This window comes from Bacteroides sp. AM32-11AC, from assembly GCF_003603515.1.
Taxonomy (GTDB): Bacteria; Bacteroidota; Bacteroidia; order Bacteroidales; family Bacteroidaceae; genus Bacteroides; species Bacteroides uniformis.
This window is the reverse complement of sequence record NZ_QTNH01000020.1, coordinates 26,123-52,691: the sequence shown is the minus strand read 5'-3', so window position 1 is coordinate 52,691 and position 26,569 is coordinate 26,123. Positions and strand designations below refer to the sequence as shown.

Annotated in this window: 22 protein-coding genes; 10 read left to right on the top strand and 12 right to left on the bottom strand. The window is 50.1% G+C overall.

All coding sequences use genetic code 11. The features are described from left to right. The first annotated feature begins 29 nt into the window (after nucleotides 1–29). Nucleotides 30–533 (top strand): DUF3836 domain-containing protein, encoded by a 504-nt coding sequence (locus tag DW800_RS18245; protein WP_119958251.1) that lies wholly within the window; start codon nucleotides 30–32, stop codon nucleotides 531–533. 102 nt (nucleotides 534–635) lie between these two features. Here the strand turns inward: DW800_RS18245 and miaB are convergent, their stop codons facing one another. Beyond that, nucleotides 636–2,009 (bottom strand): tRNA (N6-isopentenyl adenosine(37)-C2)-methylthiotransferase MiaB, encoded by a 1,374-nt coding sequence (gene miaB / locus DW800_RS18240; RefSeq protein WP_005833992.1) that lies wholly within the window; start codon nucleotides 2,007–2,009, stop codon nucleotides 636–638. 394 nt (nucleotides 2,010–2,403) lie between these two features. On the opposite strand from miaB, the gene DW800_RS18235 reads away from it, so the two are divergent. Both DW800_RS18235 and DW800_RS18230 read left to right on the top strand, forming a co-directional pair. Next, on the top strand, nucleotides 2,404–2,784 hold the full coding sequence (locus tag DW800_RS18235; RefSeq protein ID WP_005825277.1) for a hypothetical protein: 381 nt from the start codon (nucleotides 2,404–2,406) through the stop codon (nucleotides 2,782–2,784). 73 nt (nucleotides 2,785–2,857) lie between these two features. Next, on the top strand, nucleotides 2,858–4,354 hold the full coding sequence (locus tag DW800_RS18230) for an acetyl-CoA hydrolase/transferase family protein (RefSeq protein ID WP_009037535.1): 1,497 nt from the start codon (nucleotides 2,858–2,860) through the stop codon (nucleotides 4,352–4,354). Between the two features lie 432 nt (nucleotides 4,355–4,786). Here the strand turns inward: DW800_RS18230 and DW800_RS18225 are convergent, their stop codons facing one another. From DW800_RS18225 to DW800_RS18215, 3 genes are read right to left on the bottom strand one after another with little or no spacing between them, the layout of a single operon-like run. Beyond that, entirely contained in the window at nucleotides 4,787–6,193 is a 1,407-nt protein-coding gene (locus DW800_RS18225; RefSeq protein WP_117958541.1) for a TolC family protein, read from the bottom strand. A gap of 29 nt (nucleotides 6,194–6,222) precedes the next feature. Beyond that, nucleotides 6,223–9,402, bottom strand: a complete 3,180-nt coding sequence (locus tag DW800_RS18220) for an efflux RND transporter permease subunit (protein WP_119958250.1) — start codon at nucleotides 9,400–9,402, stop codon at nucleotides 6,223–6,225. 37 nt (nucleotides 9,403–9,439) lie between these two features. After that, a complete protein-coding gene (locus tag DW800_RS18215; RefSeq protein WP_119958249.1) occupies nucleotides 9,440–10,546 on the bottom strand; it encodes an efflux RND transporter periplasmic adaptor subunit in 1,107 nt (368 codons plus the stop codon). A 222-nt stretch (nucleotides 10,547–10,768) separates the two neighbouring features. Here DW800_RS18215 and DW800_RS18205 point away from each other — a divergent pair, with 222 nt between their 5' ends. Further along, a complete protein-coding gene (locus DW800_RS18205; protein ID WP_005825269.1) occupies nucleotides 10,769–11,680 on the top strand; it encodes a helix-turn-helix domain-containing protein in 912 nt (303 codons plus the stop codon). A gap of 97 nt (nucleotides 11,681–11,777) precedes the next feature. Here DW800_RS18205 and dacB read toward each other — a convergent pair whose 3' ends face one another. Continuing rightward, the gene (gene dacB, locus DW800_RS18200; protein ID WP_117866685.1) at nucleotides 11,778–13,217 is read right to left on the bottom strand and encodes a D-alanyl-D-alanine carboxypeptidase/D-alanyl-D-alanine-endopeptidase; all 1,440 of its coding nucleotides are present in this window, start codon (nucleotides 13,215–13,217) and stop codon (nucleotides 11,778–11,780) included. Between the two features lie 177 nt (nucleotides 13,218–13,394). Between dacB and DW800_RS18195 the strand changes: the two genes are divergently transcribed. Further along, on the top strand, nucleotides 13,395–14,666 hold the full coding sequence (locus tag DW800_RS18195; RefSeq protein ID WP_061412803.1) for a M1 family aminopeptidase: 1,272 nt from the start codon (nucleotides 13,395–13,397) through the stop codon (nucleotides 14,664–14,666). 8 nt (nucleotides 14,667–14,674) lie between these two features. On the opposite strand, the gene DW800_RS18190 is transcribed toward DW800_RS18195, so the two are convergent. Further along, nucleotides 14,675–15,097, bottom strand: a complete 423-nt coding sequence (locus DW800_RS18190) for a DUF2007 domain-containing protein (RefSeq protein WP_005825260.1) — start codon at nucleotides 15,095–15,097, stop codon at nucleotides 14,675–14,677. A gap of 34 nt (nucleotides 15,098–15,131) precedes the next feature. Beyond that, nucleotides 15,132–16,490, bottom strand: a complete 1,359-nt coding sequence (gene lpdA, locus DW800_RS18185; protein ID WP_119958248.1) for a dihydrolipoyl dehydrogenase — start codon at nucleotides 16,488–16,490, stop codon at nucleotides 15,132–15,134. A 188-nt stretch (nucleotides 16,491–16,678) separates the two neighbouring features. Between lpdA and DW800_RS18180 the strand changes: the two genes are divergently transcribed. Continuing rightward, a complete protein-coding gene (locus tag DW800_RS18180; protein WP_005833982.1) occupies nucleotides 16,679–17,626 on the top strand; it encodes a hypothetical protein in 948 nt (315 codons plus the stop codon). Here the strand turns inward: DW800_RS18180 and DW800_RS18175 are convergent. Continuing rightward, nucleotides 17,623–17,955 (bottom strand): DUF4907 domain-containing protein, encoded by a 333-nt coding sequence (locus DW800_RS18175; RefSeq protein WP_005825250.1) that lies wholly within the window; start codon nucleotides 17,953–17,955, stop codon nucleotides 17,623–17,625. The genes DW800_RS18180 and DW800_RS18175 overlap by 4 nt on opposite strands. 25 nt (nucleotides 17,956–17,980) lie before the next feature. Then, entirely contained in the window at nucleotides 17,981–19,060 is a 1,080-nt protein-coding gene (locus tag DW800_RS18170) for a Kelch repeat-containing protein (RefSeq protein ID WP_005825248.1), read from the bottom strand. A 242-nt stretch (nucleotides 19,061–19,302) separates the two neighbouring features. Here DW800_RS18170 and DW800_RS18165 point away from each other — a divergent pair, with 242 nt between their 5' ends. Both DW800_RS18165 and DW800_RS18160 read left to right on the top strand, forming a co-directional pair. Further along, the gene (locus tag DW800_RS18165; RefSeq protein WP_057281504.1) at nucleotides 19,303–20,619 is read left to right on the top strand and encodes a DUF4270 family protein; all 1,317 of its coding nucleotides are present in this window, start codon (nucleotides 19,303–19,305) and stop codon (nucleotides 20,617–20,619) included. Continuing rightward, complete coding sequence (locus tag DW800_RS18160; RefSeq protein WP_117704089.1) at nucleotides 20,616–21,827, top strand: hypothetical protein; 1,212 nt, start codon at nucleotides 20,616–20,618, stop codon at nucleotides 21,825–21,827. Before DW800_RS18165 ends, DW800_RS18160 begins: the two co-directional genes overlap by 4 nt. 153 nt (nucleotides 21,828–21,980) lie before the next feature. Here the strand turns inward: DW800_RS18160 and DW800_RS18155 are convergent, their stop codons facing one another. Further along, nucleotides 21,981–22,727 carry a LytR/AlgR family response regulator transcription factor gene (locus tag DW800_RS18155; RefSeq protein ID WP_057256730.1) on the bottom strand — a complete coding sequence of 249 codons (747 nt, stop codon included), beginning with the start codon at nucleotides 22,725–22,727 and terminating at the stop codon, nucleotides 21,981–21,983. Between the two features lie 202 nt (nucleotides 22,728–22,929). On the opposite strand from DW800_RS18155, the gene DW800_RS18150 reads away from it, so the two are divergent. Beyond that, nucleotides 22,930–23,535 carry a hypothetical protein gene (locus tag DW800_RS18150; RefSeq protein ID WP_057256731.1) on the top strand — a complete coding sequence of 202 codons (606 nt, stop codon included), beginning with the start codon at nucleotides 22,930–22,932 and terminating at the stop codon, nucleotides 23,533–23,535. Nucleotides 23,536–23,568: 33 nt separating this feature from the next. Here the strand turns inward: DW800_RS18150 and DW800_RS18145 are convergent, their stop codons facing one another. Then, a complete protein-coding gene (locus DW800_RS18145) occupies nucleotides 23,569–23,961 on the bottom strand; it encodes a PH domain-containing protein (protein WP_005833977.1) in 393 nt (130 codons plus the stop codon). Nucleotides 23,962–23,994: 33 nt separating this feature from the next. Next, nucleotides 23,995–24,369, bottom strand: coding sequence for a helix-turn-helix transcriptional regulator (locus DW800_RS18140; protein ID WP_009037523.1), 375 nt, complete (start codon nucleotides 24,367–24,369; stop codon nucleotides 23,995–23,997). Between the two features lie 220 nt (nucleotides 24,370–24,589). On the opposite strand from DW800_RS18140, the gene DW800_RS18135 reads away from it, so the two are divergent. Then, on the top strand, nucleotides 24,590–26,509 hold the full coding sequence (locus DW800_RS18135; protein ID WP_005825236.1) for a tetratricopeptide repeat protein: 1,920 nt from the start codon (nucleotides 24,590–24,592) through the stop codon (nucleotides 26,507–26,509). The last annotated feature ends 60 nt before the right edge of the window (nucleotides 26,510–26,569 follow it).

Below are 26,569 nucleotides of genomic sequence, written 5' to 3'. Positions count from 1 at the left end.
GTAAGTAACAACAATTAAAAATAAAGATTATGAAAACTACAAATTTATTCAAGGCAGTCGCATTCGTAGCAATGACTATCGTAAGCGTTATGAATACAGAAGTGAAAGCTCAGGAAAACAACTTCATCACCAATGAAGAAGTGAAAAACGAATTAGTAGTTGCCAAGACCATCTTTAAGCAAGACGGTGCACAACTTTACCGGCACATCCGTTATGAATACTCTTATGACGACCAGAAACGCTTGACCTGCAAGGAAGCCTCCAAGTGGGACGGTGTAAAAGACGAATGGGTACCTTACTTCAAGATGACATACCAATATGGCAATGATGAAATCACCATGTCCTACGCACGTTGGAACGAGTCTCACAAGGCTTATGACAAAGACATGAAGAAAAGTGTGTATGAATTGAACGATGAAAACATGCCGGTAGCTTACAAACTCTACAATCAGGACGCGCCAAAGTCCGAATTGACCCTGGTAAACTACAACAGGACTGACTACGTAGCGAATATTCTGGCCATGGCAGAATAAAATTTAAAGTTTATAATATGGAAAGCACGGGCCGTGAGGCTCGTGCTTTTATTCTATATACCGGTGTCATCATACTGATGTCATCGAGACTTTTCTATCCCGTCAGCCGGCTACCTCTTCTCCTTTCAGCGTAGCCGAACTGGATTCGGTAACCTTCACCATCACAAAATCGCCCACACGGTGCGTGCCACGGTCAAACACCACCACACGGTTCTGTTCCGTACGGCCGAACAACTGGTCGCGGCTGCGTTTGGAAACACCTTCCACCAGCACCTCGTACGTCTTGCCCACGCAACGGGCATTCGCCTCGGCAGAGAGACGGTTTTGCAAGGCGATGATTTCATTCAGACGGCGAATCTTCACCTCCTCGGGCACATCGTCCGGCAGATGCTTGGAAGCATGCGTACCGGGGCGTTCGCTGTACTTGAACATGAAGGCGGAATCGTATCCGCACTCCTCCATCAGCGAGAGGGAAAGCTGGTGGTCCTCCTCCGTCTCACTATGGAAACCGGAGAATATATCCGTAGATAAGCCACAATCGGGGATGATGCGGCGGATGGCTGCCACGCGGTCCATATACCACTCGCGGTCGTACTTGCGGTTCATCAGCTTCAGGATGCGGCTGCTCCCACTCTGTACCGGCAGGTGGATGTGCTTACATACGTTGGGCATGTCGGCAATGACCTGGAGAGTTTCGTCGCTCATGTCTTTAGGGTGCGAGGTAGTGAAACGGATACGTACGCCCGGCGCTGCCTCTGCCACGGTGCGCAGCAGCATTGGGAAAGTAATCGTCTCTCCGTCCGGCTTCTCGAAGCGGTAGGAATTGACGTTCTGTCCCAGCAGGGTGACTTCCTTATAACCCTTTGCCACGAGGTCGGCCACTTCATTGAGGATGCTTTCCACATCACGGCTACGCTCACGGCCACGGGTGTAGGGAACGATGCAGTAAGTACAGAAATTATTGCACCCACGCATGATGGAGACGAAGCCGGAGATGTGGTTTCCGCAAATGCGCGAGGGGATGACATCCCGATAGGTCTCTGTGGTGGAGAGCTCCACGTTCATTGCTTTCTCACCGGCCTCTACCGAGGCAATCAGTTCGGGCAGAGTAAGGTAGGCATCCGGCCCCACCACCAGGTCCACATGATGGTTGGTGATTAAGTCGTCCTTCACACGCTCTGCCATACAGCCCAGCACACCCACTATCAGGCCGCGTTTCTTCTTCTTGAGCGAGTGGAAGAACTCCAGACGGTTCAGAATCTTCTGCTCCGCATTGTCGCGGATGGAGCAGGTGTTCATAAACACTGCATCGGCTTCTTCCAGGGTGTCGGCCACCGAATATCCCGCCATCTGCATGACGGATGCAATCACTTCACTGTCGGCCACATTCATCTGGCAGCCGTAAGTCTCGATAAACAACTTCTTGTTGTCATCAGCAGTTGCAGATTTAAAGTCTGCTCCCGTTACTTTTTCCATAATCAGTTCGTTTAAAATCAGTTTATATCATAAGTTGGTATCTGTCATTCGGAGCGCAAAGATACTTCTTCCCTCCCAATAAACGGATGAAATGAAAGAAAAATGCCATTACAAGTTGTCAATCTGCGCCTTATCAGCTAATTTATGTTAAGAGAGCAAACATTTTCCGAGTGTTAATTTGGCATAGAGCAAATTAATTCACAAATTTGTGGAATGAAAGAAACATTAGATTTTTTCATAGTTAAGGTTTAGGTTAAAAAAATTAAGGGGAGCTGTGAAGCTGCCCTTTTTTATTACCAATTCCTTGGCTGTAATCAGATTAAATAATTAACTTTGCCCAAAAGCAAAGATAAGAGATAATTGCACTATCTTTGGGTGGAAAATCAAAAAGAATATGGAAGATGTCTTTAAGTTTCTGTTAGTTGCGGCTGTCATAGTAATCGGACTCGTCAAGCAGTTTAAGAAAGAAGCAAATAAAAATGCTGACAAGAGTCCCGACATACCTATGCCCGACGTTGACAACCCACTGCCCGAATACTGGGGCGGAGATACTTACGGAGGCTTTATTCCCGAAGGCCCCAAGCCGGCAGAAAAGCCCAAGCCGGTATCCAAACCGTCTGCCAAATCCAAGCACACTTCCATAAAGGCTTCCCCTCCCTCCCCGGCATCCCGTCCGCAGGAATCCGATGAAGTAACGTCCGAATACGGCATCCACTCGGCAGAAGAAGCGAGGAAAGCCATCATCTGGTCAGAAATACTTCAACGGAAATATTAAAGACAGTCGATAATTGCAGAACCAATTACGAGCCCCTTCAGAATCTTTACACGAAAAAATAACTATTTATATTATGGCACTCAATTACATTTCGGCAGCAGAAGCTGCGAGCCTGATTAAACATGGCTACAACATCGGCTTGAGCGGATTTACTCCCGCAGGAACAGCCAAAGCCGTTACGGCTGAATTAGCAAAAATCGCGGAAGCAGAACATGCAAAAGGAAACCCGTTCCAGATAGGTATCTTCACCGGTGCTTCTACCGGAGATTCCTGCGACGGTATCCTTTCACGCGCCAAAGCTATCCGCTACCGTGCTCCTTACACCACCAACGCCGATTTCCGCAAAGCCGTGAACAATGGCGAAATAGCCTACAACGACATCCATCTCTCACAGATGGCGCAGGAAGTACGCTATGGTTTCATGGGAAAAGTGAATGTTGCTATCATCGAGGCATGTGAAGTTACTCCCGACGGTAAAATCTACCTGACGGCTGCCGGCGGTATCGCTCCGACTGTCTGCCGCCTGGCCGACCAGATTATCGTGGAACTGAATGCCGCCCACAGCAAGAGTGCCATGGGTCTGCACGACGTCTACGAACCCCTCGACCCTCCTTGCCGCCGCGAAATCCCCATCTACAAACCGAGTGACCGTATCGGCCTGCCCTACATCCAGGTAGACCCGAAAAAGATTGTCGGCGTAGTGGAGACTAACTGGCCGGACGAGGCACGTTCGTTTGCCGCCGCCGACCCGCTGACCGACAAAATCGGACAGAACGTGGCCGACTTCCTTGCCGCCGACATGAAACGCGGAATCATTCCGCCTACCTTCCTGCCGCTGCAATCTGGTGTGGGCAACATTGCCAATGCCGTACTGGGTGCTTTGGGACGTGACAAGACCATCCCGCCGTTTGAAATGTACACAGAAGTTATCCAGAACTCCGTTATCGGACTTATCCGCGAAGGCCGCGTGAAATTCGGAAGCGCCTGCTCACTGACCGTAACGAACGACTGCCTGGAAGGCATCTACCAGGATATGGACTTCTTCCGCGACAAGCTGGTGCTCCGTCCGTCGGAAATCTCCAACAGCCCGGAAGTGGTGCGCCGACTCGGTGTTATCTCCATCAACACCGCCATCGAAGCCGACATCTACGGCAACGTGAACTCCACGCACATCGGCGGTACGAAGATGATGAACGGTATCGGTGGAAGCGGTGACTTCACCCGCAATGCCTATATCTCCATCTTCACCTGTCCGTCCGTTGCCAAGGAAGGTAAAATCTCGGCTATCGTGCCGATGGTTTCGCACATGGACCACACGGAGCATGACGTCAACATCATCATCACCGAACAAGGTGTGGCCGACCTCCGCGGCAAGAGTCCGAAAGAACGTGCACAAGCCATCATCGAGAACTGTGTTCATCCGGACTACAAGAACATTCTGTGGGATTACCTGAAACTGACCGACGGCAAGTCACAGACTCCCCATGCCCTGCGCGCCGCACTGGCTATGCACGCTGAGCTGGCCAAAAGTGGAGACATGAAGAATGTAGACTGGGCACAGTATAAATAAACTGCTCCCTAAAAAGGCGGAGAAAAACCGCCCGAAAGATATACCGCGTTGCATGTATATTTCCGGTTTGCTGGATCTATATATGCAACGCGTTGCATATATAGATGGAACACGCTGCATCTATAGATCCAACAACAAGCTATTTCAGTACCTACTACATCCCTGCATCAATTCCTGGCAAAACCTCCTTCTTACCGGTAAACTCACTATCTTTTGCTTCAGTTTCCTTTTCAGTTTCTTCAATCGATCTCTCACCGAGCCAACACTTATCGTTCGCATTGAGTGAAAAACTGCAATAATTTGTCTAGAGAAATACTTGCCTCCATTTAATCCCTCCTATTCATTGAAAGCGGGCTGCCCCGGAATCACTTCCCAGACAGCCCTTCCTTCACATTTAAAGTGAAGATGCAGAGAGAGTAGTATGATGACACTTTATTCCTGACCTCCCCCTAACGCCTTGTAGAGGTTAATCAGGCTTTGTATTTCAGAAAATCGGTTTGCCGTCTGTGCCAGTTGTGCGTTGAGCAATGTCTGCCGGGCGGTAAGCACCTCCAGATAGGTGGTGTTGCCATGCTCCATCAGCAGGGAAGTGCTGCGGGCAGCTGTCTGCAAGGAAGCTACCTGCTTGTCCAGCAGTTCGCTTTTGGATAGGCTTGTCTGCCAGGCAGTCAAGGCATCGTTCACCTCGCTGCCTGCATTCAGCAATGTCTGCTGGAAGGCAAGGGAAGCCTCCTCCTGCTGGGCACGGGCTATGCGGTACTGTGCAATGACCTGCCCGCGGGCAAAGAGCGGCTGCGTCAGCGAACCCACTGCCGAAGCCAGGAACTTGCCGGGATTCACAATCATTGAACCGGCAGAATTGGTCCAGCCCGCACTCCCGCCCAGCGTGATGGAGGGATAGAAGGCAGAGCGCGCCGCATTGGTGCCGTAGAACGCCGCTTCCAGTGTCCGCTCAGCCGAACGGACATCAGGACGGCAGGAAAGCATCTGAACAGGAATCCCTATAGAAAAGCCCACGGGGAACTGCTGCTCTGCCAGCACACCGCGCTCGTAATGACGGGGCGTCTCTGCCAGCAACAGCGCAAGGCTGTTCTCCACCTGGTTTATCTGTTCTTCCAAATCGAGCACGGAAGTCTGCACCTGATAGTACGTGGCCTCCATCTGCGACACGGCGGATTCGTTCGCCATGCCCGCATTCATCAGGGCACGGGTGGAAGCAACGGTTTCCCGCCACGTCTCTTCGGTCTGCCTGGAGATGGCAAGCTGCTGGTCCAGCATCAGCAGGGTATAGTAAGTATTGGCTATCCCGGCAATGAGCTGGGTACGCACGGCCTGGAGATAGTCCTGACTCTGCGCATAGAGCGCCTTCGACTGTTTCTTGGCATTGCGCATGCGGCCGAAAACATCCAGCTCCCAACTGGCAGTAACGGGCAGCGAATAGGTCTGTGTGGCCTTGCGGCTGTCAAAGCTGCTCACCGTGCCCTGCGGCGCAAGGGCAAAGGAGGGCAGGAAGGCAAGCTTTGCGGACAGCAGGGTGGCTTCAGCCTCTTCCACGCGGAGCTGTGCCGACTGGTAGTCGGTATTGTTCTGCAACCCTTGTCCGATGAGTGCCTGCAGATGCGGGTCGGTGAAAAGCTCGTGCCAGTCCATGCCGCCCAGGCCAAGGTCCAGGCTGTCTTCGGTGGCAGCCGGAGAACCGGCGAGGCTCTCCGTAAAAGCTGCCATTTCTTCCCCATAGAGGCCGTCGGGGACCTCGGTAGCGGGTTTGTATTTGGTGTACACGCCGCAACTGCTGAACAGCAAACCGGCGGCGGACAATAGGATGATATGTTTCTTCATTGTTCCAATCTGTTTTTATTTTATTTTCCTCAATCTTTCGCCCGTTCTGCCTCACTCTTCTGCTTTTCAAGCAATACCTGCATATCGGCTTCTTCCTCCATTGGCGGACGAACCTTCTCCTGTAAGTACTCGAAGATGATGTAGAACACCGGAACGACGAAAAGCAGCGCTAGCGTTCCGATGAGCATGCCGCCTACTACGCCCGTACCCAGCGAAGAGTTACCGTTGGCGCCCGCACCACTCGAGAACATCAGCGGAAGCATACCGAATATCATCGTCAGCACCGTCATCAGGATAGGACGCAAACGGACCTGGGCGGCCGAATAAGCTGATTCCACAATGCCCATTCCCTTGCGGCGCCGCTCGATGGCATACTCCGTAATCAGGATGGCCGTCTTGGCGAGCAAGCCAATCAGCATAATCACACCCGTCTGCAAATAGATGTTGTTCTCCAATCCCAGAACCTTGGCAAAGAGGAATGAACCCATCAGCCCGAACGGTACGGAGAAGATGACCGCAAACGGTATCAGGAAACTCTCATAAAGACATGCCAGGATGAGATAGATAAGGAAGATACAGATGGCATAAATAAAGACAGTCTGCGCACCACCAGTATTGGCTTCCTCACGTGCCATACCTCCGTACTCGTAACCGTAGCCCAGCGGCAATGTCTGTTCTGCCACTTCCGCAATCACTTTCTGCACTTCACCGGACGAATATCCTTCCGCCGGATTCACATTAGCGGCGATAGCGCTGTACAGATTGAAACGGTTTGCCGTCTCCGGACCGAGCACCTTGTTCAACGTCACGAACTGGCTGACCGGAGCCATCTCCGTACCGTTGCGCACAAACATATTACCCAGTGCCTGTTCGTCCAGACGATATTCGGGCGATGCCTGCATCATGACGCGGTACACCTTGCCAAACTGATTGTAGTTGGAAATATAGGCACCGCCGCAATAGCTGCCCAATGCGTCGAGCACCACACTCGGCGAAATGCCCGCACGCTTACACTTGGCCGCATCTACATCTACCGATACCTGCGGGAAGTTCATAGCATAAGAGGTATACGCCATAGCCACCTCAGGACGCTGGTTCAACGCACCCAGAAACTGTATCACTGCCTCGTAGAACGTAGCCATGTCACCACCCGTTCTGTCCTGCAGGTTCAGATCCAGGGAGTTACCCATACCATAGCCCGGAATCATACCCGGCTGGAAGCTGAATATCTGTGCCTCCTTCACACCGTAGAACTGTGCATTGAGACGGGCCACCACAGCGTCGGACGTGTGTTCGCTCCCCTTCCGCTCGCCCCAGTCCTTCAGACGGATGATGATGGTACCGTAGGAAGTGCCCTGACCGGACATCAATCCGTATCCTGCCACCTTGGAATAGTGTTCTATCTCGGGAGTGTTTTTCAGGATGTCCTCCAGCTTGTTCATCACCTTCGTGGTTTCTTCCAGCGTGCTTCCCGGAGACGTGCTGACGTTCACCATGATGACACCCTGGTCCTCCTGCGGCACAAGCCCCGTCTTGGTGGTACTCATCAGGTAAACCAGCAATACGACGGTAGCCGCCAATGAAGTCCACACCATCCAGCGGTGGTGGATGAAGAACATCACACCTTTCTTATATTTGCCCAGCACGGCGTTGAACGAGGCATTGTATGCCGCACGCACCCGTCCGTTGATGCTCTTCGCACTCTTCGTACCGTCCGACGGACGCATCATGATGGCGCACAAGGCGGGGCAAAGCGTCAATGCCGAAATCATGGAGATGCCCACTGCCGTTGCCATCGTAATGCCGAACTGCGTATAAAACACACCCGAAGTACCACCCATAAACGTCACGGGGATAAACACCGCCATGAACACGCAGGTACAAGAGATGATAGCCATCGTCACATCGCCCATCGCATCCTTCGTGGCAAGGTAGGGAGACTTATATCCGGCGTCGAACTTGGACTGCACAGCCTCCACCACCACGATGGCATCGTCCACCACCGTACCGATGGCAAGCACCAACGCAAACAGCGTCAGGATATTGAGACTGAACCCCGCAGCCACCAGGCAGGCAAACGTGCCGACCAGCGACACGATAATGGAAATGGAGGGTATAAGCGTACTCTTGAAGTCCTGCAGGAAGAAATACACCACCAGAATTACCAGTATAATGGCAATGACCAGTGTCTCCACCACATTGTGTATGGAAGCGAAGAGGAAGTCGTTGGAACTCATCATCGTCACAAATTCCGTCCCTTCGGGCAGGCTCTTCCTCATCTCGTCTATCTGTGCGGTAATCTGCTTGTTGACGGCGGTTGCGTTGGAGCCTGCCGTCTGGAACATCATGAAAAGTACCGCCGGCTTGCTGTCCATCTCACTGCGGAAACTATAGGTCAGCGTACCCAGCTCCACATCCGCCACGTCCTTCAGACGGAGCACGGAACCGTCGCTCTGCGAGCGTACCACCGTGTTCTGGAATTCCTCCACACTCTTCAGGCGTCCACGATACTTCATCGTAAACTGGAACACGTTCTTTGAATTCTCGCCCAGCGAACCGGTAGGCGCTTCGATGTTCTGCTCGCCCAATACGGCGGTCACATCCGAAGGGACCAGTCCATACTGCGCCATCCGTTCCGGTTTCAGCCAGATGCGCATACTGTAGGTATCACCCAGCTCCATTACGTCACCCACACCTTCGATACGTTTGATTTGCGGAATCACGTTGATGTCGAGGTAATTGGCAAGGAACGTCTGGTCGTAGCGCCCGTCGGTGCTCACCAAAGCGCCGATTTGCAGGAAGCTGGTCTGCCGCTTCTGGGTAGTCACACCGATTTTCGTCACTTCGGCGGGCAGCAGTCCCTGCGCCTTGGATACGCGGTTCTGTACGTTCACCGCAGCCATGTCGGGGTCCGTGCCCTGCTTGAAATAGACTTGTATGGTGGCAGAACCGGCATTGGTGGCGGTAGAACTGATGTACATCATGTTCTCCACACCGTTGATGCTCTCCTCCAACGGCATGATGACACTGTTCAGCACGGCTTCGGCATCGGCGCCGGTGTAGTTGGCACTGACATATACCGTAGGAGGCGCAATGTCAGGATATTGTTCCACCGGCAGCGTAAAGAGCGAAATGAGCCCTATCACCAGAATCAGTACGGAGATGGAGATAGCCATCACCGGCCGTTTTATAAATATATTTCCTTTCATCTTAATGGGTCATTGATAGTTGATAAAATAGCAATCATCATTTCACTTGCGTTCCTTCGCGCAGCAGTCCGGCACCTGTGGAAACAATCTCGTCACCCACTTTCAGTCCGTCCAGCACCACGTATTCGCGTCCGTCATTTATTCCTGCCACGGTAATCAGGGTAGAGACGGCCTTGCCATCCACTACCTTGTATACCAATGTCTTGTCCTGCAACTGTACGGTGGCTTCTTGCGGAATCACAATGCAGTTCTTATACGTGGCAGGCACCACCACCGTGCCCGATGCCCCGCTATGGAGCAGGCGCGATTCGTTGGGGAAGACCACGCGTGCCACTACCGTACCCGTCTGGCGGTCGATGACACCACTGATGGACTCGATGGTACCTTTCTTGTCGTAGACGGAATTGTCGTTCAGACGCAGCTCTGCCGCCGGCATGTTCTTCAGCGCCTCGTCCATGCTGCCGTACTGGCGTGTCAGGGCGAGCAACTGGTTCTCGGTCATGGAAAAGTAAACGTACATGTCGCTGTTGTCACTGACCGTTGTCAGCGGTTGCGGCAAGCTGGGGCTGACCAATGCCCCTGCACGGTAGGGCAATGCCCCCACCACCCCGTCGCTGGGACTCTTCACTTCCGTATAGGAGAGGTTGTTGCGTGCGCTTATCTCCTGGGCCTCGGCCTGCGAGAGTTGCGCCTTGGCGGTAAGGTAGCTGTTTTCGGCAGTCTTCAGGCTGAATTCCGAAACCACTTTCTGCGCATACAATTCCTTGTTGCTGTTATAAGTCAGTTCGGCAGTAGCCAGTGCGGCACGTGCCGCTTCCACATTGGCAACGGCCGTTTTGAGTGCAGCCTTGTAGGGAACCTGGTCGATGATGAAAAGCAGTTGTCCCCGGCGCACCTTCTGCCCCTCGGTCACACACAACTTCTCGATGGTACCCGACACTTGCGGATAAATATCTATGTCCTGCCGTCCGCGTATCGTTGCTGAGTACGAAGTGGAAAGCTCTTTGTCCGTCGCCTCCACTTTCATGGTAGCGTAAGAAGGTTTCATTCCGGAAGCATCCGTTGCCTGCTTGCAAGATGCCAAACACATTGTACAGCCGACAATCCCTATCAGCCGTATCCATTTCCTGTTCAATGTAATCATACTTTTTCTCATTGTCTTTTTGTTAAAACCGATGGCAAAAGTAGGAGAAAGGAACAACGCCATAATGACCAATTACACACCAAAGATGTTCCTTTTTCGACATTCATCTTTTTTAAGGCTAATGAATTGTCTATAAATGACATATAGAACAAGAAAGCCGCATAATGGAACATCCCATATTTCCCATTATTCACCAACTTTGCAAAACGAAAAAGGAAGAATATGGAGAAAGGGAACATAAAAATCGTAGAAATCGCGGACTTTAAAAACAGCGAACATGTCCTTGACTATGTAGACAATGACTTTGTCATAATCAATAGTCTGGAGGGAAGCCCCTACAATGAAGATACAATAAGATTAGGATGCTTCCTTATCGCTATCTGTCTAGAAGGCTGTATCCAGTTGGACGTCAACTACAAAACCTACCAACTGGAAGCAGGCGACTTACTGCTCGGCCTTCCCAATACCATTATCAGCCACGCGATGGTAAGCCCAAAGCACAAGATAAGGCTTGCCGCATTCTCCACACAGTTCCTACAACGCGTGGTCAAGATGGAGAAGGATACATGGAATACCGTTATGCATATCCACAACAATCCCATAAAGTCTGTCGGGGAGGAAGGGGACAAGGAAATCTTCAAATTCTACCGGGAACTGCTTATGGCAAAGATAAACGACGAGCCTCATCACTATCACAGGGAAGTGATGCAATACTTGTTTTCTGCCATTTTCTGTGAGATGTTGGGACACCTCAACAAAGAAGTGAACCCTTCAGAAATGACAGTCGATACAAAAGAAAGCATCAAACAGTCCGACTATATCCTGCGTAAGTTTATAGAGATGTTGTCCAAAGACAACGGCATACACCGTTCTGTAGGATATTATGCCGATGCACTCTGCTATAGTCCCAAACACTTTTCGAAGGTCATCAAGCAGGCATGCGGACGTACACCGCTGGACTTGATTAACGAAAGTGCCATCGAGCACATCAAGTACCGGCTGAAGCATTCGGACAAGTCCATCAAGGAGATTGCAGAAGAATTTAATTTCCCCAACCAGTCTTTCTTCGGGAAGTATGTGAAGTCTTATCTGGGTATGTCTCCGGCACGCTACCGCAATACGAAAGAGGAATGATTTCCCCTACTCTTGGGGCTCACTCCGTAAAGGTCTGCATTAGGAAGCTAAACCTTAACTTTACGACGCTAAAGGTCAACTTTACGATGGCTAAACCTCAACGTATCACTTCATCACACACCGCATCCTGGAAAGCGCGTGCTTCCCTGCCCGACAGTGCATTCTGGTTCATGATGGCAAAGGCTATCTCGTGTCCGTTGCGGGCTTTAAGGTAGCCGGCCAGGCAGTTGATGGCGGTAAAGGAACCCGTCTTGGCATGTACATTTCTGTGGGAAAGGGTGCCTTTCTTCATGCGGAACTCCAGTGTACCGTCCACGCCGCCAATGGGCAAAGCCTTATAAAGTTTCTGGAAAACATCCGTACGCGAGTAGGCATATCGCAGGAAAGAAACCAAGAGTTCCGGTGAAATGTAGTTGTAATTGGAAAGACCGCAACCATCTGCCAGATTATACCTATCGGGGTTATATCCCATCTCTTTTATCAGCATGCGGATGGCAGAAAGCCCGTCCTCGGCAGAGACACGCTTCTTTCCGCTGCTCTGCACACCCAACCGGCAGAGCATGGCTTCGGCATTGAGATTATCGCTCTCCTTCATTATCTGTTTCACCACATCCTGCACGGAAGTTTCGTAGGAAGCCATCCGTACGGAGAGGCTGTCTTGCCTGAACTCGCCGAAGAGGTAAGAGACTTCCGCATCTACCGCCGGAATGCACCGGATGCCTCGTGCCTGCAACCGTTCCATAAAGGTATGCATGAAGAAGTCCTGCGAAGAAAATATATTGACCGTACCTGCACGGCGGGCATCGACGTTGCCCGTCACGGTGATGTTGTTCCCGTTCACCAGCCAGTCGCGCGACACACGGAAACGTCCGGCAGAAGGGGTACGGCTTTGGGTCTTGTTCGTCAGTGTATAATAGGAAGAGGCGGGAGTGCATTCAAGGCGTGCGCTGTCGCCCCGTTCGCCGGGTGTGGCGGTAACCTTCACCACTCCTTTATTCAGCATCAGCGGTGAGAGGTAGGGCTGGAAGGAATAGGGAGTATCATCCCACAACCAGCCGCTGCCCCAGTACAAGGAGTCTTTCATGGAGACATCTCCATACACCTTGCCTTTGATGACAGAGAAGGGGAAACGGGCCACGGCAGCCACCAGGGAATCCAATGCCTCTTCATCAAACTCCGGGTCGTAACCGCCTATCACATACATATTCCCCTGCAAGGTATCGCGCTCAATGGTTCCCTGATACCACACTTCCGTACGGAACGGCTCGTCGGCTTCGGGACGGGAAAGGGCGGTAATGGTGGTCAGCAGCTTCATAGTGGAAGCGGGACGGGAAAGCTTGTCCGCCTGATAGCCGTACAAGGGCTTGCCGGCAGTCAGGTCATAGACCGAAATGGCCACATTAGAGCCTGCGGGAAGTTTGTGTTCTATCAACGCATCAATCCGCGCAGAGAGCGGCTTCACCGGAGTTACCGTCTCTTGGGACCACAATGGGAGCAGGCAGACGGATAAAATTAACAGCAACAATATCCTTTTCATAAATATATTTATCTTTAAAGGCAAAAGTACGACAATCTTACAAATGAACAATAACCAGGTAGTCTTTTCATAAATTATATCCAGCCATCCATCTTAATATTCCTTTAAAAATACTACTTTTGCATAGATTGCATAGGCAAAATCTCCCAGTTACTATCACTCTAAAATTGATGTACCATGAAACTACAACTTACAATTGCCAGCTTTACAATATGCCTCCTTTTCTCCCCCATGCTTCGGGCACAAGAATCTCCGCGCATTGTCAGTTATGACTTAACCGTACAGATTGATGTACCGAACCGACAAGTCGAAGTTGGCGGTTCGTTTGAAGTCGATTTCCAGGACAGTGACTCAATCTCGTTGGTACTATGGCGCCATGCCCGTATCGACACACTACGCCACAGCAGCCGGGAGATAACCTACCGTTTCGATACGCTTGCCCCGGCACCTGCCCAATTCATTCCCGACGGACGGACCTTGACCCTCTACCGGCCGGCAGGAGCCGATGACCGCTGCCGCATAAATACCCGTTACACACTCTACATGCAGGAAGTGCAGGGCCCTGCAAAATCATTCAATGACCATTGGATTGAACTTGGTTACTATACGGGATGGTATCCTGTCTGCAACGGTAACCGGGCAGATTATTCGCACTTACGAATCGGCATCACTGACGGTTATACGGTGAGCGGCTCAGGTATTATTTCCCATACAGAAGAAGGGATGTGGGAAATGGAACAACCTTGGGAGAATTTCGACAATGTTATCCTGGCTTCACCCATGCTGAAAAGCCGCCGCATCAATGATAACGGAACTACCATTGAACTTATCTATACAGACTTCCCGGATGCCGGTGCAGACTCGGCACTTCAATGTTGCCACAATGCCTTGAAATTCTTCCGACGCCTTTATAAAATTGCGGGAGATGAGGATATTTACATGAAATTCCTGCTTTCAGCTTCCGGCACCTCAGGAGGGTACAGCCGTAAAAATTTCATTATGCTCAGTTCCCGAACATTCAATGAATATGTACTCAAGAACACCGCCCACGAAATCGGCCACTTCTGGTGGAACAAGGCTCCGGTGGAATCTTGGCACGACTGGCTGAACGAATCTTTTGCCGAATTCAGTGCTTTGCAATACATACGCCACGCCCGCGGCGAAAAAGCCTATGCCGCTTACATCGACGCCTACCGTAAGGAAACACGCCATATCCGTCCTATCTGGGGTATTGACCGCAACGACCGCGAAGCGCATCTTGCCCTCTATAGGAAAGGGTCAGTACTACTCGCCGACCTGCTTGTCCGAGTGGGTGAAGAACCTTTCTTCAACTTTCTGGCAGGTGTCATCCAAGCCCATATAACAGACACATCGGCTTTCCTGGATTTTGCGGAAAGCCGATTGGGACGTAAAAACCGGGACTGGATTGAAAAGCGGTTAAAAGAATAAACACCTGATTATTCTTCAACTGTTCCTTTCGCCACCGGCTTCTCAAAATGAGTGCCGCACTTCCTGCATACATACTCCCAATGCTCAGTGCCCGGAGGTGCGGCCGACAATGCCGCAATAACAGCAGCCACCACAGCACGCACCCGATGGCTCTTCTTCAGCACAAACTTAATCTCATCCGAACCGCAATGGGGGCAGTACCTCAACTGTTCCGGAATCATCTGGTTCCGTTCAAGCAGACGGAGGGCATTGTCATATTCGTCCTCATAGACAAATATATCCACTCCCGTGACATCACGGACATATCCGCGCATCACGGAAGACATGTTTTCATTATGCAAAACAGACGCAATGCCCTCATTCTTCAAGGCACCCTGAATAACATGTGCCTGAAAGGCATCGTCGCAGGTGATTAGCTTTACGGTTTTCATCTTTTATGTTTATATGAAACAATAGTCATGGGTTCTACAATGCCTCCTTGAATATCTCTCCCACCGTGGGGTGCGGAAAGACAATCTTCTTCCATTCATCGGCAGTAAGTTTCAGTTCAATAGCCATGCCTGCCAGCGTGATGATTTCCGAAGCGGGATTACCCAAGACATGTGCCCCCAATACGGTATCGTCACTGCCCAACAGTAACTTGCAGACGCCATTCACTCCTTCATTCTCTGCTACAAAGCGACCACTGTACGCCATCGGAAGCTTCACAGCACGATAGGCAACGCCTCTCTTCTGCAGGGATTCTTCTGTCTCGCCCACACCGGCTATTTCGGGATTAGTATATACCACGCCGGGGATGGCACGGTAGCTCATGGCATCCTTCTTGCCAATGATGGAATGTATGGCTACTTCCGCCTCGCGGACGGCTGTATGCGCCAGCAAGGAATATCCCGTCAAGTCGCCGCAAGCATATACTCCGGGAACTGAAGTCTGCATCTGTCCGTTGACAAAGACATTTCCGCGCTCCGTTCTTTCCAAGCCCAGATTCTCCAATCCGAAGCCTTTCATTACCGGACGGCGCCCGACACTCATCAGAAGCCGTTCGGCAACGACGGAACCGGGACCGTCGGCTGTTTCATAATTCACCTGGATAAGGGAAGAAGCTTCGGCAGTATCCGGCATGACAGACACTACTTTTGCACTCAGCATGAACTTGATTCCCCGCTTGGCGTACTCTGCACGGAGCATACCCGCCAGCTCTCGGTCCATACCGCCTCCCAGTATCTCGTCCAACATCTCGACGACGGTTACCTGCACTCCCAGGCTGTTGAAGAAAGAAGCGAACTCCATACCGATGACACCGCCGCCGATGATGGCAAGCGAAGCGGGCAGTTCCTTGTTATCCAGTGCATCACGATGAGTCCAATAGGACACTTTGTCTATGCCGGGAATGGCAGGGACAAAGGTTTCGGAACCGGTGCAGAGCAGCAGGTTATCGCATTCGTAGGTTTCTCCGCCGCACTCCACATGATTCTTGTCCGTCACTGTGGCCCCTCCGCTGACAATCGTCACACCATGGGCAGTCAGCTTTCCTTTGACTCCCAATACCAGCTTGCGCACTACCTTCTGCTTGCGAGCAATAATCTTGGGCAAATCGAACGATACTTCGGGCACACTGACCGCATACTTTGCAGCATGGCGGGCTCCGTCATAGGTCTTGGCCGAATACAACAAGGTCTTGGTAGGGATACACCCTTCATTCAGGCACACTCCACCGAGACTCTGCTTCTCAAATAGTACGACACTCAATCCTACTTTTCCGGCAGCTTCGGCAGCAGTATATCCCGCAGGACCTCCACCGATAATGGCAACTTGGTATTTCATGGAATTAATGGTTAGTGGTTAATGATTAGCGATAATTTGTGCGCAAGTTAATAAAACCCGTATTATCCGACAAAAAAGAACACTTCTTTCTTTCGGAGAATACAGCGTAAAGAGGAAATAATTATCTTTGTCGTGCAGCATTTACAAAGAATGCCACGTCCAATGGACATAATCAAATAATAACCAACATGAAAACGACTGACTTATTCCAATCCATCCTTTTGTTCGCTCTTTTCCTTTGCGGCCTGACGGCTTGCAATGATAGCGATGAAATCCGCCTCTCGCCCTTTCAGGAAACTACCGTGAAGGGCGAAGCCTCTACCCTGCAGATAGACCTAACACGCGGCGACTGGCGCATAACCTCCATCACCACCCCATGGGGAGACCTCATGATGGATGGCAACAAGCTCCCACAACTGGAAGGTACGGGAAGCCTGCATTATAAATGGTGGGACTTGGAACGGGACACCGACAGCCATCTCATCCTGCACTTTAAAGACAACTTTGACTTAGGTGAATCCCGTAGCCTCATCATCAACCTTGAGATGAAAACGGGACTCTACAAGGAACAAATCATCATACACCAAGAACCGTGCACTAACTTCTATCAGATAGAGTCCATCGAATACAGCGTGGAAGAAGGTGACGGAGTGAAAGAAGCCGGAACAGGACCTGATAAGAGTACCTATAAAAATGAAAATCTGGGAAACACAACCGACAAGCATGACTACTATCCATTCATCAATAAATGGACAGAATACGCATTCATACCCGATGGGCACTCTGATGAAACCTTCAAAAGCATAGACCCGGAGAAACGTAGCATCTATCTGCCCAACCACATAGAAGACGGAAAAATAATCATGGGACAACAACTGTTATTCTTCATCAACCAAGGCAAGTATTACAAAGAAGACGAACTGAGATATAAACATTTTGAAGTAGACATAGTGGGCATGAAATGGAACATATACACTTCAACCATCTACTACAAACGGCTTCAAGTGACATTCACCGCCACCCTTTCACGTCCCGATAGCGATACAAAGAAGGTACTCAAGGGTAAATTCATGCAGAGATACCCTTATGACTGCTCGGAAATACATCACGAAGTAAAGGATTCTTTAGAAGATTAGAGTCCAGTGTCTGTCAGACAAGACTCCACCTCCTCCCTGCTCAATGCCGGAGCTTGCCCATCGGCAAGCTTACGGCATACCAGCCGACCGGCCGCCAGCGCTTCCACCTTTGTTGCAAATGGCAGGCGACCGCTCAAAGCAGGTATAAAAGGTTGATATATCAGGGTATCGGCTCCATGCAGCACCACGTAGCCGTAACCGCCTTCCACCTCCATCACCCGGCATTTCAACTCATTGCCACCGCCGGCAGTATGACCCGAACAGCAAGAAAGGCATACCGCCATCACAGCCGGTACACCTATCTTTATCATAATAAACATCAGCTTCATAAGTTCCGTTCAATTATGGGGCGAATCAGACTTCCTCTTCCTCATCGGGTAGAAGTTCGTACACATCATCAAAGTAGCTGGTACCACTTGTTCCTGTCAGCACAAAACCACGTTCGCCGGTAGAGAAACCAACGGCAGCCCTGCGCGAAGAAGCACCGGAAGGATAATTATGTACATCTGTAATGGGGGTAAAGTCGTCATCGGAATCGCCGTACCATAAGTCCTTGTCAGGGTCGTACAGCCAGTAGTCGCTGCTCAAGGAAGTGCTGTTACGTATTCCCGTAGCCACAAATCCCCTTCCACCGATGACGAAGGATACGGCTTCGGACCGTGTGATGGCGTAGTCATCGTCATAGTCATTGTCGGAGTCCGTATCGGCAATGTCACGCAACTGGGTCCAGTTGCTTCCGTCGAACTTCCAGAAATCCACCAGATCGGTACTGTTGTTTCGCCCGCAACAGATGTAGGCCACCTCATCGATGACGAATGCCGTACCGAAGTAGCGCTTCTCGCCTCCATACCCGCTCACCGCTTCCCATTGCGAACCTTCGGCGCCATTGGGGTTGAAACGGTAGAAGTCCATCTTGTAGGCACTCTCGCTGCCGGTAGCGTCGCTGTTGCAGCCCGTACCGACATAGCCATATCCGCCTATACTGAAAGCCAGGGCACCATCGCGTACTCCACCTTTGAAGTCGTCTTTCCGTGTCCAGGTATCCGTGGCAGGGTCATACTCCCAGGTATCTGCTACACAGTAGGACGAGGAGCCGTCCTTTACGGAACCGGTCGTAATGTATCCCTTGCCATTCACGGCAAAGCCCACGGCAGCCTTGCGCCCGGCAACGGGCATGTCGGCACACTGCGTCCAGCTGTTCCGGCTCATGTCATACTCCCAAAGGTCGTTCAGGTAATCCTTGTTCGCTCCGTAGAAGCCGCCACACAAATATCCATAATTGCCGATGGTGAAGCCGGAGGCATAAGCGCGGTACACACCGTTATAGCTGGCTTTCTTCATCCACTGCCCCTGAGTGTATTCATCCTCGTCCGTACAACTGCCGGCAATGCACACGATGGCCAGCAACATTATTCCTACCAATAGTCTGTTCATTGTTTATTGTTTTTTTAATGATTAAGCTTTATACTTCCCACTTTCCAAAACAAGAAGCTGCGGGAGGTCCTTTTTGTCTGTCCGCAAAAGTAAACCACCGCAACCACACCGACAAAAATAACCGACGAACAGTCCGAAATTCCCGTTAAACGCCTTTACCGATAAAAACCGTCCAAACGCCGATTTTTGTAGGAAGATATAAAAGTTTTGCCTTTCCTTTGCCGCCAACTAAAAGAACAGAAATGAAGAAGTCATTGTACAGCTTATTCGCAGTCCTCGCTATCTTCTGCGCCTGCCAGGACGAGAACTCGCAGCTTGGAAAGAGCCTCGTGGAAAGCTCCTTCTATAATGTATACGCAGACACCTGCTCGGTAGACATCAGCACCATCCTGCTGGACTCCATAGAGACCCGGGGCGACAGCATCTGCCAGCTGGGACATTACCGGAGCAGCGCCTGGGGAGAAGTATCCGCCACCTACTATGCCGAATACTCCACGTCCGACTTCACCCCCAACACAGACTATACCTATACCCTCGACTCCCTCGTACTGCGAATGATACCTTCGGGCCATTTCTGGGGAGATACCCTGACGCAACAGCGCATCTCCATCTACCGGCTGAAAAACCCTATCGTGCTGGACAACGACGAGGACCTTTACAACAGCACCGTACTCCCGACGGAAGATACCCCGCTCTTCAGCTTTACCTTCACCCCCTGCCCGGGGCGGAAGAAGGAAGTAAGCGTCCGCCTGCCCGACTCATGGGGACAACAACTGCTGAATGACCTCGTGGCGCAGGACGACTACTTCGATACCCAAGACAAGTTCAAGAAGAAATTCCCCGGACTGGCCTTTGTTCCCGAAAACGACGGGCAGTGTATCACCGGATTCATGGTGAACGACTCTGCCATGAGCATCAACCTCCACTATCAGGAAGTCTCCAACCAGCGGACCGGACAAGTGCTGACTTTCAACATAAACACCGACTATGCCTATACCGGTATCCGGCACGACCCCACCGGCACCCACCTTGCTTCCCTGAAAAGCGGAATAGAGAACCTCGTCCACTCCAGCGACATGGGTTGCCTGGCCTATATGCAGGGATTGACGGGTTACTACAACCAACTGGAATTCCCCTACCTCAACAGCCTCGGAAGTGCCGGACAGATAGTCTCCATAGAGAGCGCCACACTCTACCTCTATCCTCTGGCCCGGAGCTACAACGAAGTGAGCCAGCTTCCCAATGACATCCGCCTTTATATCACGGACGAGAACAATGTGCTGGAGGACTACGTATACGGCAGTGACGGCGTAACCGTACAGACCGGCGACCTGACCATCGACGAGATGTACGGGAAAGAGACCTACTACTCCTTCGACCTCACCGAATTCATCCGCAACAACTACGGCACTTCGGGCATCAAGCGGCAGAAACTGCTGATGAGTCTGACAGACGAAGAAAGCACCACCACCTTCAACCAGGTCATCTTCACCAACGACCCCGAACAAGAGAGACAATGCAGATTAGACGTAAGATTCAAAATATACAACGAGCAATGAAACGCCATTACCGGATTCCCCTTCTGCTGTGCAGTCTGTGTACGGCAAGCCTCACCGCCGTGGCCCAGAACACCACCAACCTGCCCACCTCCATGTACGGAGTGGGCGAACTGAGTGCCGGTGACGGCGGACGTTATGCCGGCATGGGCAACACGGGCATCGCCCTGAACCGTACCGGATTTCTGAACACGCTGAACCCCGCAGCCATCACCCGCATGGACACCGCCTGCTTCACGTTCGATGTGGGTGTATCTGCCTCATATGCCCGCTACTCCTTTCTGAGCGAACACAGCTCCAACTTCACCGGCAACCCCAACCGCATCAGCATGAGCTTCCGTGTCCTGCCGCGCTGGTATGCCCTTGTAGGTGCAGCACCATACAGCAGTGTGGGCTATGTCATCCAGACCGAAGAAGAGATAGAGGGAATGCCCGGCAACTACACCTACTCGCTCTTTGAGGGTACGGGCGGACTATACCGGTGCTACGTCACCAATGCCTTTGCACTGAGCAGGCAACTGTCGGTCGGCATCAACCTGGGGATGATAGCGGGCACAGTGACGCAAAGCGAAACGCAGGAAAGCGCCGTCGTAAAGTACGAATCTTCTAAACAGGCCTTTTATGCGGACTTCGGCATACATTACGAATGGGGTGCGACCGGACAACGGAAGTGGGCGGCAGGGCTGGTATTTGCTTCCTCCCTTCCCATCAGCCACGACAATACACTGACTTACAGCAACTCATCTACCAGCGAGAACCTCGATAAAGGATACCACAGCCGTACACAATATCTGCCCATGCACCTCGGCACCGGCCTCAGCATAACCACCGAACGCTGGGTGCTGACCGCCGACTACAACTACCTGGACTGGAGCCGCAACTCCTCCTCCTACACTTCCATGAAATACGAGAACCAGCACAAAGTGAACCTGGGAGGCAGCTACATTACCAAGCCACGTCTGGCACGTTCCACCGAGCTGATGGGTGGAATAGGTTTCGGCAACTCCTATATCAACCTGAAAGGCGGGAAGATGCAGTATCTGGAAGCCAGTGTAGGGGCGAGTTTCCCCATCCGGTACTCCTATCTTTCGCTGGGCGCCACCTGGCGGAAACAACTGAACACACGCAGCAATCTGATGCAGGAAAGCCGATTCAGCCTGAATCTGAACTTGACGTTCGGGGAAAGGATTTCGAGAGCAAAACTAAAGTAATACAAGGTTCCGGTTCACCACAGATTACACGGATTTTACACCGAATGATTATCATTTGTTGGATCTATATATGCAACGCGTTGCATATATAGATGCAGCACGCTGGAACTATAGATCCAACAAACAAAGTATATAGTATCTGAAAACAGGGTATTACAACATTGCCAGCCTGGACACATACCCTTTCACCCTTTCGCGGTAAGCATCGCCAATGGGGACATCCTTCTGCTCGATGAGCAATGTGCTGCGCCCGATGGCGCTGATGCAGTCCATGCGGACAATAAAAGAACGGTGCACGCGGATAAATTCGTTCGCCGGAAGTTTTTCCTCCATGTACTTCATACTGCATAGGCTCAAGATAGGCTTAGGGGAATCTTTACAGAAAATCTTCACATAATCGCCCATACCTTCTATATAGTTTATCCGTTCCAGGTCGAGCCGCATGATGCGGTTGTCACACCGCATGTAAATCACCTTCGGAACCTCTTCCGGACCTTGCCTGTGTTTGGAGTCGGACGTACCTGCATCCTGCAAAGAGAACCAGCGTGCCGCTTTGCTGACAGACTGGAAAAACGTGGAGAAATTGAGCCCGTCCATCAGATAGTCCAACGCATCCAGACGGAAACATTCGGCAGCATAGCGGTCGGTGTCTGTAATGAAAATGACACGAGTGGACGAGGACAAGAGCCTGCAAAAATCCATTCCGTTGATTTCACCTTCTTCCACCGGATAGATGCCAATAAAATAAACTTCCACTTTTGTCTCATAATAATCCTTCAGCGCTTCAAGAGGATTGCCGTACTTTCCGTGCAAAGAGAGAAAAGGAACCTTGTCGATATACTCTTCCAACCTTCCGGCAATCTCCGGGTCTGCATGTAAAATGGCGCAATTCAAATTCATATTCGTTTCTCTTTTACATAATGGACGCTGCCATATCCGAAAAACTGCAAACAGAAGAGCTAAAATTAAGCTTTATTTATGATTCAAAAACAATCTGCCTCTACGGAAAGACTATATTATCAGGAAAATAAAGTACTTATTATGAACAGTTTCAAAAAATAAACTTATCTTTGCATGTACATCCCCACAAAAAGTAAAGGCTATGAAACAACAGAAACTATTCCACCTCGTATTGTCCGCCATGCTGATTGTCTGCACGACCGGCTGTTACGATAAAGACGAAATTAAAGATGCTGAAAAATATCTGTTCAAAGATATTCAATACTCTTTTGAAGAAGGGGATGGATTCAGTACGTATGATGTAGAGCTCCTGCCCTTCATCATGGAAAACAATTTAAACAATAGTATCACCACCACAAACTCCCCCTTCGAAGACACATGGCAGGAAACCACCTTTCAGAGCAACGACCCCGAAGCATTTGTATGGATGGGGGAAGAAGATGTGTTCGTCAATACCCCTTACATGTTTGGAGATGAACTATTGTTAAGTGGGGCAACCATAAAATATGGCAGCGAAACAACAAAAGCCAAAGGTCCAAACAGCAGTACTTCCACCATCAGCATACAACCTCACTGTCGGCTCATCATAAAAGGAACACTACACTACAGCAAGCTTGTAGCTACCTATACGCTGACATTCGCAGGTGAATATACAAAAACGGAAAAACAGATAAAGGGAAAGTTCATACAAATAACTCCGGAAAGCTACACAGGAGACATTACCATGGAACCGATAACGGCAGATTAAAACGGAATCGCATACGTGGGCACACCCTATTGCTCACCCTCTCCGTTCCTCCAGTAACCGGATAAACTCCTCCTCCTTGACGGGAAGAAGCACTGCACACTTGCCCTCGCCATATTTCACGAGCACATAGCGCATCACCGCAAACCGCCCTACCTGCATGGAAGAAGCACGCTCCACAGAAGTGATGTCTTTCATCAGAATTTCCTTACTCCGGGAGAAACGGCCGAAGGACAACACCAACTTCCCGTCGGGCGTTACGGTATAGGTGGTATGAATCAGCTTCTCGATAATAACCACCAGCCAAAGCATGAAAATAGCAGCCAGGAACGGAGACTTGTACCAAAGCATATAGACGGCGAGAATACCTATCAGGATGAGAAACAGATACTGCCCCATAGCAATGCGCGCATGAAAGATTCGATTCATTTTATCTGATTTTTGCCGCTAAGGTACGTATTTTTATGATAACAACTTCTTCATTAGTATCTCCATTTTTCGAACTTCCGTCACATTCAGCTTGCGGCAGACCGAAGCACATAACAATTCTACCCGTTCCGGCGAAAAATAAATCAGTTCTGCAATCTCCTTTACAGACTGTCCAAGAGCTACCAGCATACATATCAGTTCTTCATCCTTATCCACCTCCGGAATAGACTGATAAAGTTTCTCTAAAAAAGAAGGATAATGAAAAATAAAGATTTCACGGAATACAGCCTCACGAGTTCCGGACAACAAAGCCTCCGAAGCATTGGGAGAATCTTCCGAAATCATTTCGCGCAAAGCTCTGGCAATCTCCTGCATATTAAAAGGTGTCACTGTTTTCTTTGTTTTCATTGTATCTTATTTCACCATTATACATATTTACAATCGTTTTGATACAAATTTGCAAAATATGCACAACCTAACCATAAGAATACGATATACAATCTGATATACAATTTCATATTATATTTATTATCAAATAATTAACAAGAAACAAAAAACAAGTCCATTGTTGTAAATTTTAAATTAAGAAATTATATCTTTGCCTTACAAAACAAACAGTCCACAAAATATGAATGCCAAAAAACTTTCATTTTTACTTCTGATTCTCGTAGCTGTAGCCTGCACCAACCGCTCCACCTCTTCGGAACAAGACGAAATGAGGCATTGGAACAATGTCCTTCAACAAATCAATGCCTTACTACTCGAAAACAAAGCGCGACAAACGTTGGATCTTGCCAAACAGACCTTGCCCGAAATCCTGGAATCGGCAGAAAAAAACGGAACTACAGATACCCTGATTTACTATGCCCGCAAGATATTTAATGCCTGCGGGAACAATTACATAAACACCAAACAATACAAAGACGGCATCGACTATATGGACAGCATTGGGAACCATCCCCTCATCCGCGAACATTGCCCGCACGAACTGCTGAGCTTCAAGGCCGGACTGAACCAACTGTATGGCAATAACCCGGAAGCTGTCCGACTGGCAGAAGACTACCTCCAGTTACCGGTCTGTACCAGTGCCAATGACTTTATCCGGCAGGCAGAAATCATAAGCGGTGTCTACATGTACTCCGGAAACAATCTACCCAAAGCTATCCAAATTTTGGAAAAAGCAATAGATGTCTACCGGAAAGGTGGAAACTTCCCGAACATGCTGCGGATAATGTCACGGTTGGGCATCTATTACCACCTCAGTGGCGAATACGAGAAAGCTATAGCCACTAACCAAGAAGCCATAGCCACTTACAACGACAGCATAGCACCTGGAAATGTAGTGATTGCCTACGGAGAACAAGCTAATCTCTACGCCGAACTGGGTATGTACGACCAGGCCCTGGAAATGAACAAAAAAGCCCAATACTACTCCATGCTGAAAGACAGCTTCGGACTGGGAGACTTGTACCGCTACCGTGCCCAGATCTTTCGTAACATGAATCAAAAGGACTCTGTATTCCACTACCTCAGGCTGGGAGAAAAGTTGTCAATGATACAAAACAGCTTTAAGGGCGTATTCGTAAACAAAGTAGAAACGGTAAACAGTTATCTGGACTATCCCGACTCTTTGGAAAAAGCACTGCAACTTGCCCTTAGCATCTGTCCCGATACCGTGCGGATGCCCCAATGGGCCAAATACCAACTCAACCTCCACCTAGGCCGGGCCTTACTGCAAACCGGGAAGGAGCAAAACGGCATACACCTGATAGACCGGGCTGCACAAGACCTCATCAACATGAAGTTCATGGAAGGCCGCGATGCCAACGAGATATTAATGGATTACTATCTGGCCAAAGGCATGAACGACGATTTTGCTCGTTGCTACATCCGTAACCGACAGTTTGCCGATTCTCTGGACAATAACGAAAAGAAACGTGCTGTGGCAGCAGCCAACATCCGGTTTGATGCCAACCAAAAAGAGAAAGAAAACAAACTGCTCTCGGCACAAGTGCAATGGCAGCAACAGCAGTTGTTCTACAACATCTGCATCTCCATTACATTACTGTTGCTACTTATCACCACTACAGCCTATTTCATCATCCGAAGGAAGGCCAACCACCAGCTTATAGAAAACAACAAACGGGAAATACAGACCCTCATTACCCGGCAGCAAGACCTGAACCGCCGCAACGAACAACTGACGGAAGAAATAGAACGGGCCATGGCTACCAATAACCTCAACTCCATTCGCCAGCTCACCGTGCAAAGCCTGCTCAGCAGGGAAGATGAGAACACATTCCGCCGGTCGTTTGCCACCATACATCCTTCTTATCTGCCCAAGCTCCGCGAAAGTTATCCTCAACTGACCCGCAACGAAGAATTACTGGCCATGCTCATCTGCATGAACCAAAGTACCGACGAAATAGCCCTTATCATGGGAATCAACCGGAATAGTGTAAACGTAGTCCGTTCGCGCATGCGCAAGAACATGGAATTACCCAAAGAAAAATCCCTGGATGAAGTATTGAAACAATACCTTACATAACAAATAAAAATAAGCCCGCTTATTTTGCTCTACGTTTGGTTTACACTATCTTTGCGGCGT

Bases quoted from the DNA above. Each gene is read 5' to 3' on its own strand.
- DW800_RS18245 (WP_119958251.1), top strand. From the start codon at position 30: ATGAAAACTACAAATTTATTCAAGGCAGTCGCATTCGTAGCAATGACT.
- miaB (WP_005833992.1), bottom strand. From the start codon at position 2,009: ATGGAAAAAGTAACGGGAGCAGACTTTAAATCTGCAACTGCTGATGAC.
- DW800_RS18235 (WP_005825277.1), top strand. From the start codon at position 2,404: ATGGAAGATGTCTTTAAGTTTCTGTTAGTTGCGGCTGTCATAGTAATC.
- DW800_RS18230 (WP_009037535.1), top strand. From the start codon at position 2,858: ATGGCACTCAATTACATTTCGGCAGCAGAAGCTGCGAGCCTGATTAAA.
- DW800_RS18225 (WP_117958541.1), bottom strand. From the start codon at position 6,193: ATGAAGAAACATATCATCCTATTGTCCGCCGCCGGTTTGCTGTTCAGC.
- DW800_RS18220 (WP_119958250.1), bottom strand. From the start codon at position 9,402: ATGAAAGGAAATATATTTATAAAACGGCCGGTGATGGCTATCTCCATC.
- DW800_RS18215 (WP_119958249.1), bottom strand. From the start codon at position 10,546: ATGATTACATTGAACAGGAAATGGATACGGCTGATAGGGATTGTCGGC.
- DW800_RS18205 (WP_005825269.1), top strand. From the start codon at position 10,769: ATGGAGAAAGGGAACATAAAAATCGTAGAAATCGCGGACTTTAAAAAC.
- dacB (WP_117866685.1), bottom strand. From the start codon at position 13,217: ATGAAAAGGATATTGTTGCTGTTAATTTTATCCGTCTGCCTGCTCCCA.
- DW800_RS18195 (WP_061412803.1), top strand. From the start codon at position 13,395: ATGAAACTACAACTTACAATTGCCAGCTTTACAATATGCCTCCTTTTC.
- DW800_RS18190 (WP_005825260.1), bottom strand. From the start codon at position 15,097: ATGAAAACCGTAAAGCTAATCACCTGCGACGATGCCTTTCAGGCACAT.
- lpdA (WP_119958248.1), bottom strand. From the start codon at position 16,490: ATGAAATACCAAGTTGCCATTATCGGTGGAGGTCCTGCGGGATATACT.
- DW800_RS18180 (WP_005833982.1), top strand. From the start codon at position 16,679: ATGAAAACGACTGACTTATTCCAATCCATCCTTTTGTTCGCTCTTTTC.
- DW800_RS18175 (WP_005825250.1), bottom strand. From the start codon at position 17,955: ATGAAGCTGATGTTTATTATGATAAAGATAGGTGTACCGGCTGTGATG.
- DW800_RS18170 (WP_005825248.1), bottom strand. From the start codon at position 19,060: ATGAACAGACTATTGGTAGGAATAATGTTGCTGGCCATCGTGTGCATT.
- DW800_RS18165 (WP_057281504.1), top strand. From the start codon at position 19,303: ATGAAGAAGTCATTGTACAGCTTATTCGCAGTCCTCGCTATCTTCTGC.
- DW800_RS18160 (WP_117704089.1), top strand. From the start codon at position 20,616: ATGAAACGCCATTACCGGATTCCCCTTCTGCTGTGCAGTCTGTGTACG.
- DW800_RS18155 (WP_057256730.1), bottom strand. From the start codon at position 22,727: ATGAATTTGAATTGCGCCATTTTACATGCAGACCCGGAGATTGCCGGA.
- DW800_RS18150 (WP_057256731.1), top strand. From the start codon at position 22,930: ATGAAACAACAGAAACTATTCCACCTCGTATTGTCCGCCATGCTGATT.
- DW800_RS18145 (WP_005833977.1), bottom strand. From the start codon at position 23,961: ATGAATCGAATCTTTCATGCGCGCATTGCTATGGGGCAGTATCTGTTT.
- DW800_RS18140 (WP_009037523.1), bottom strand. From the start codon at position 24,369: ATGAAAACAAAGAAAACAGTGACACCTTTTAATATGCAGGAGATTGCC.
- DW800_RS18135 (WP_005825236.1), top strand. From the start codon at position 24,590: ATGAATGCCAAAAAACTTTCATTTTTACTTCTGATTCTCGTAGCTGTA.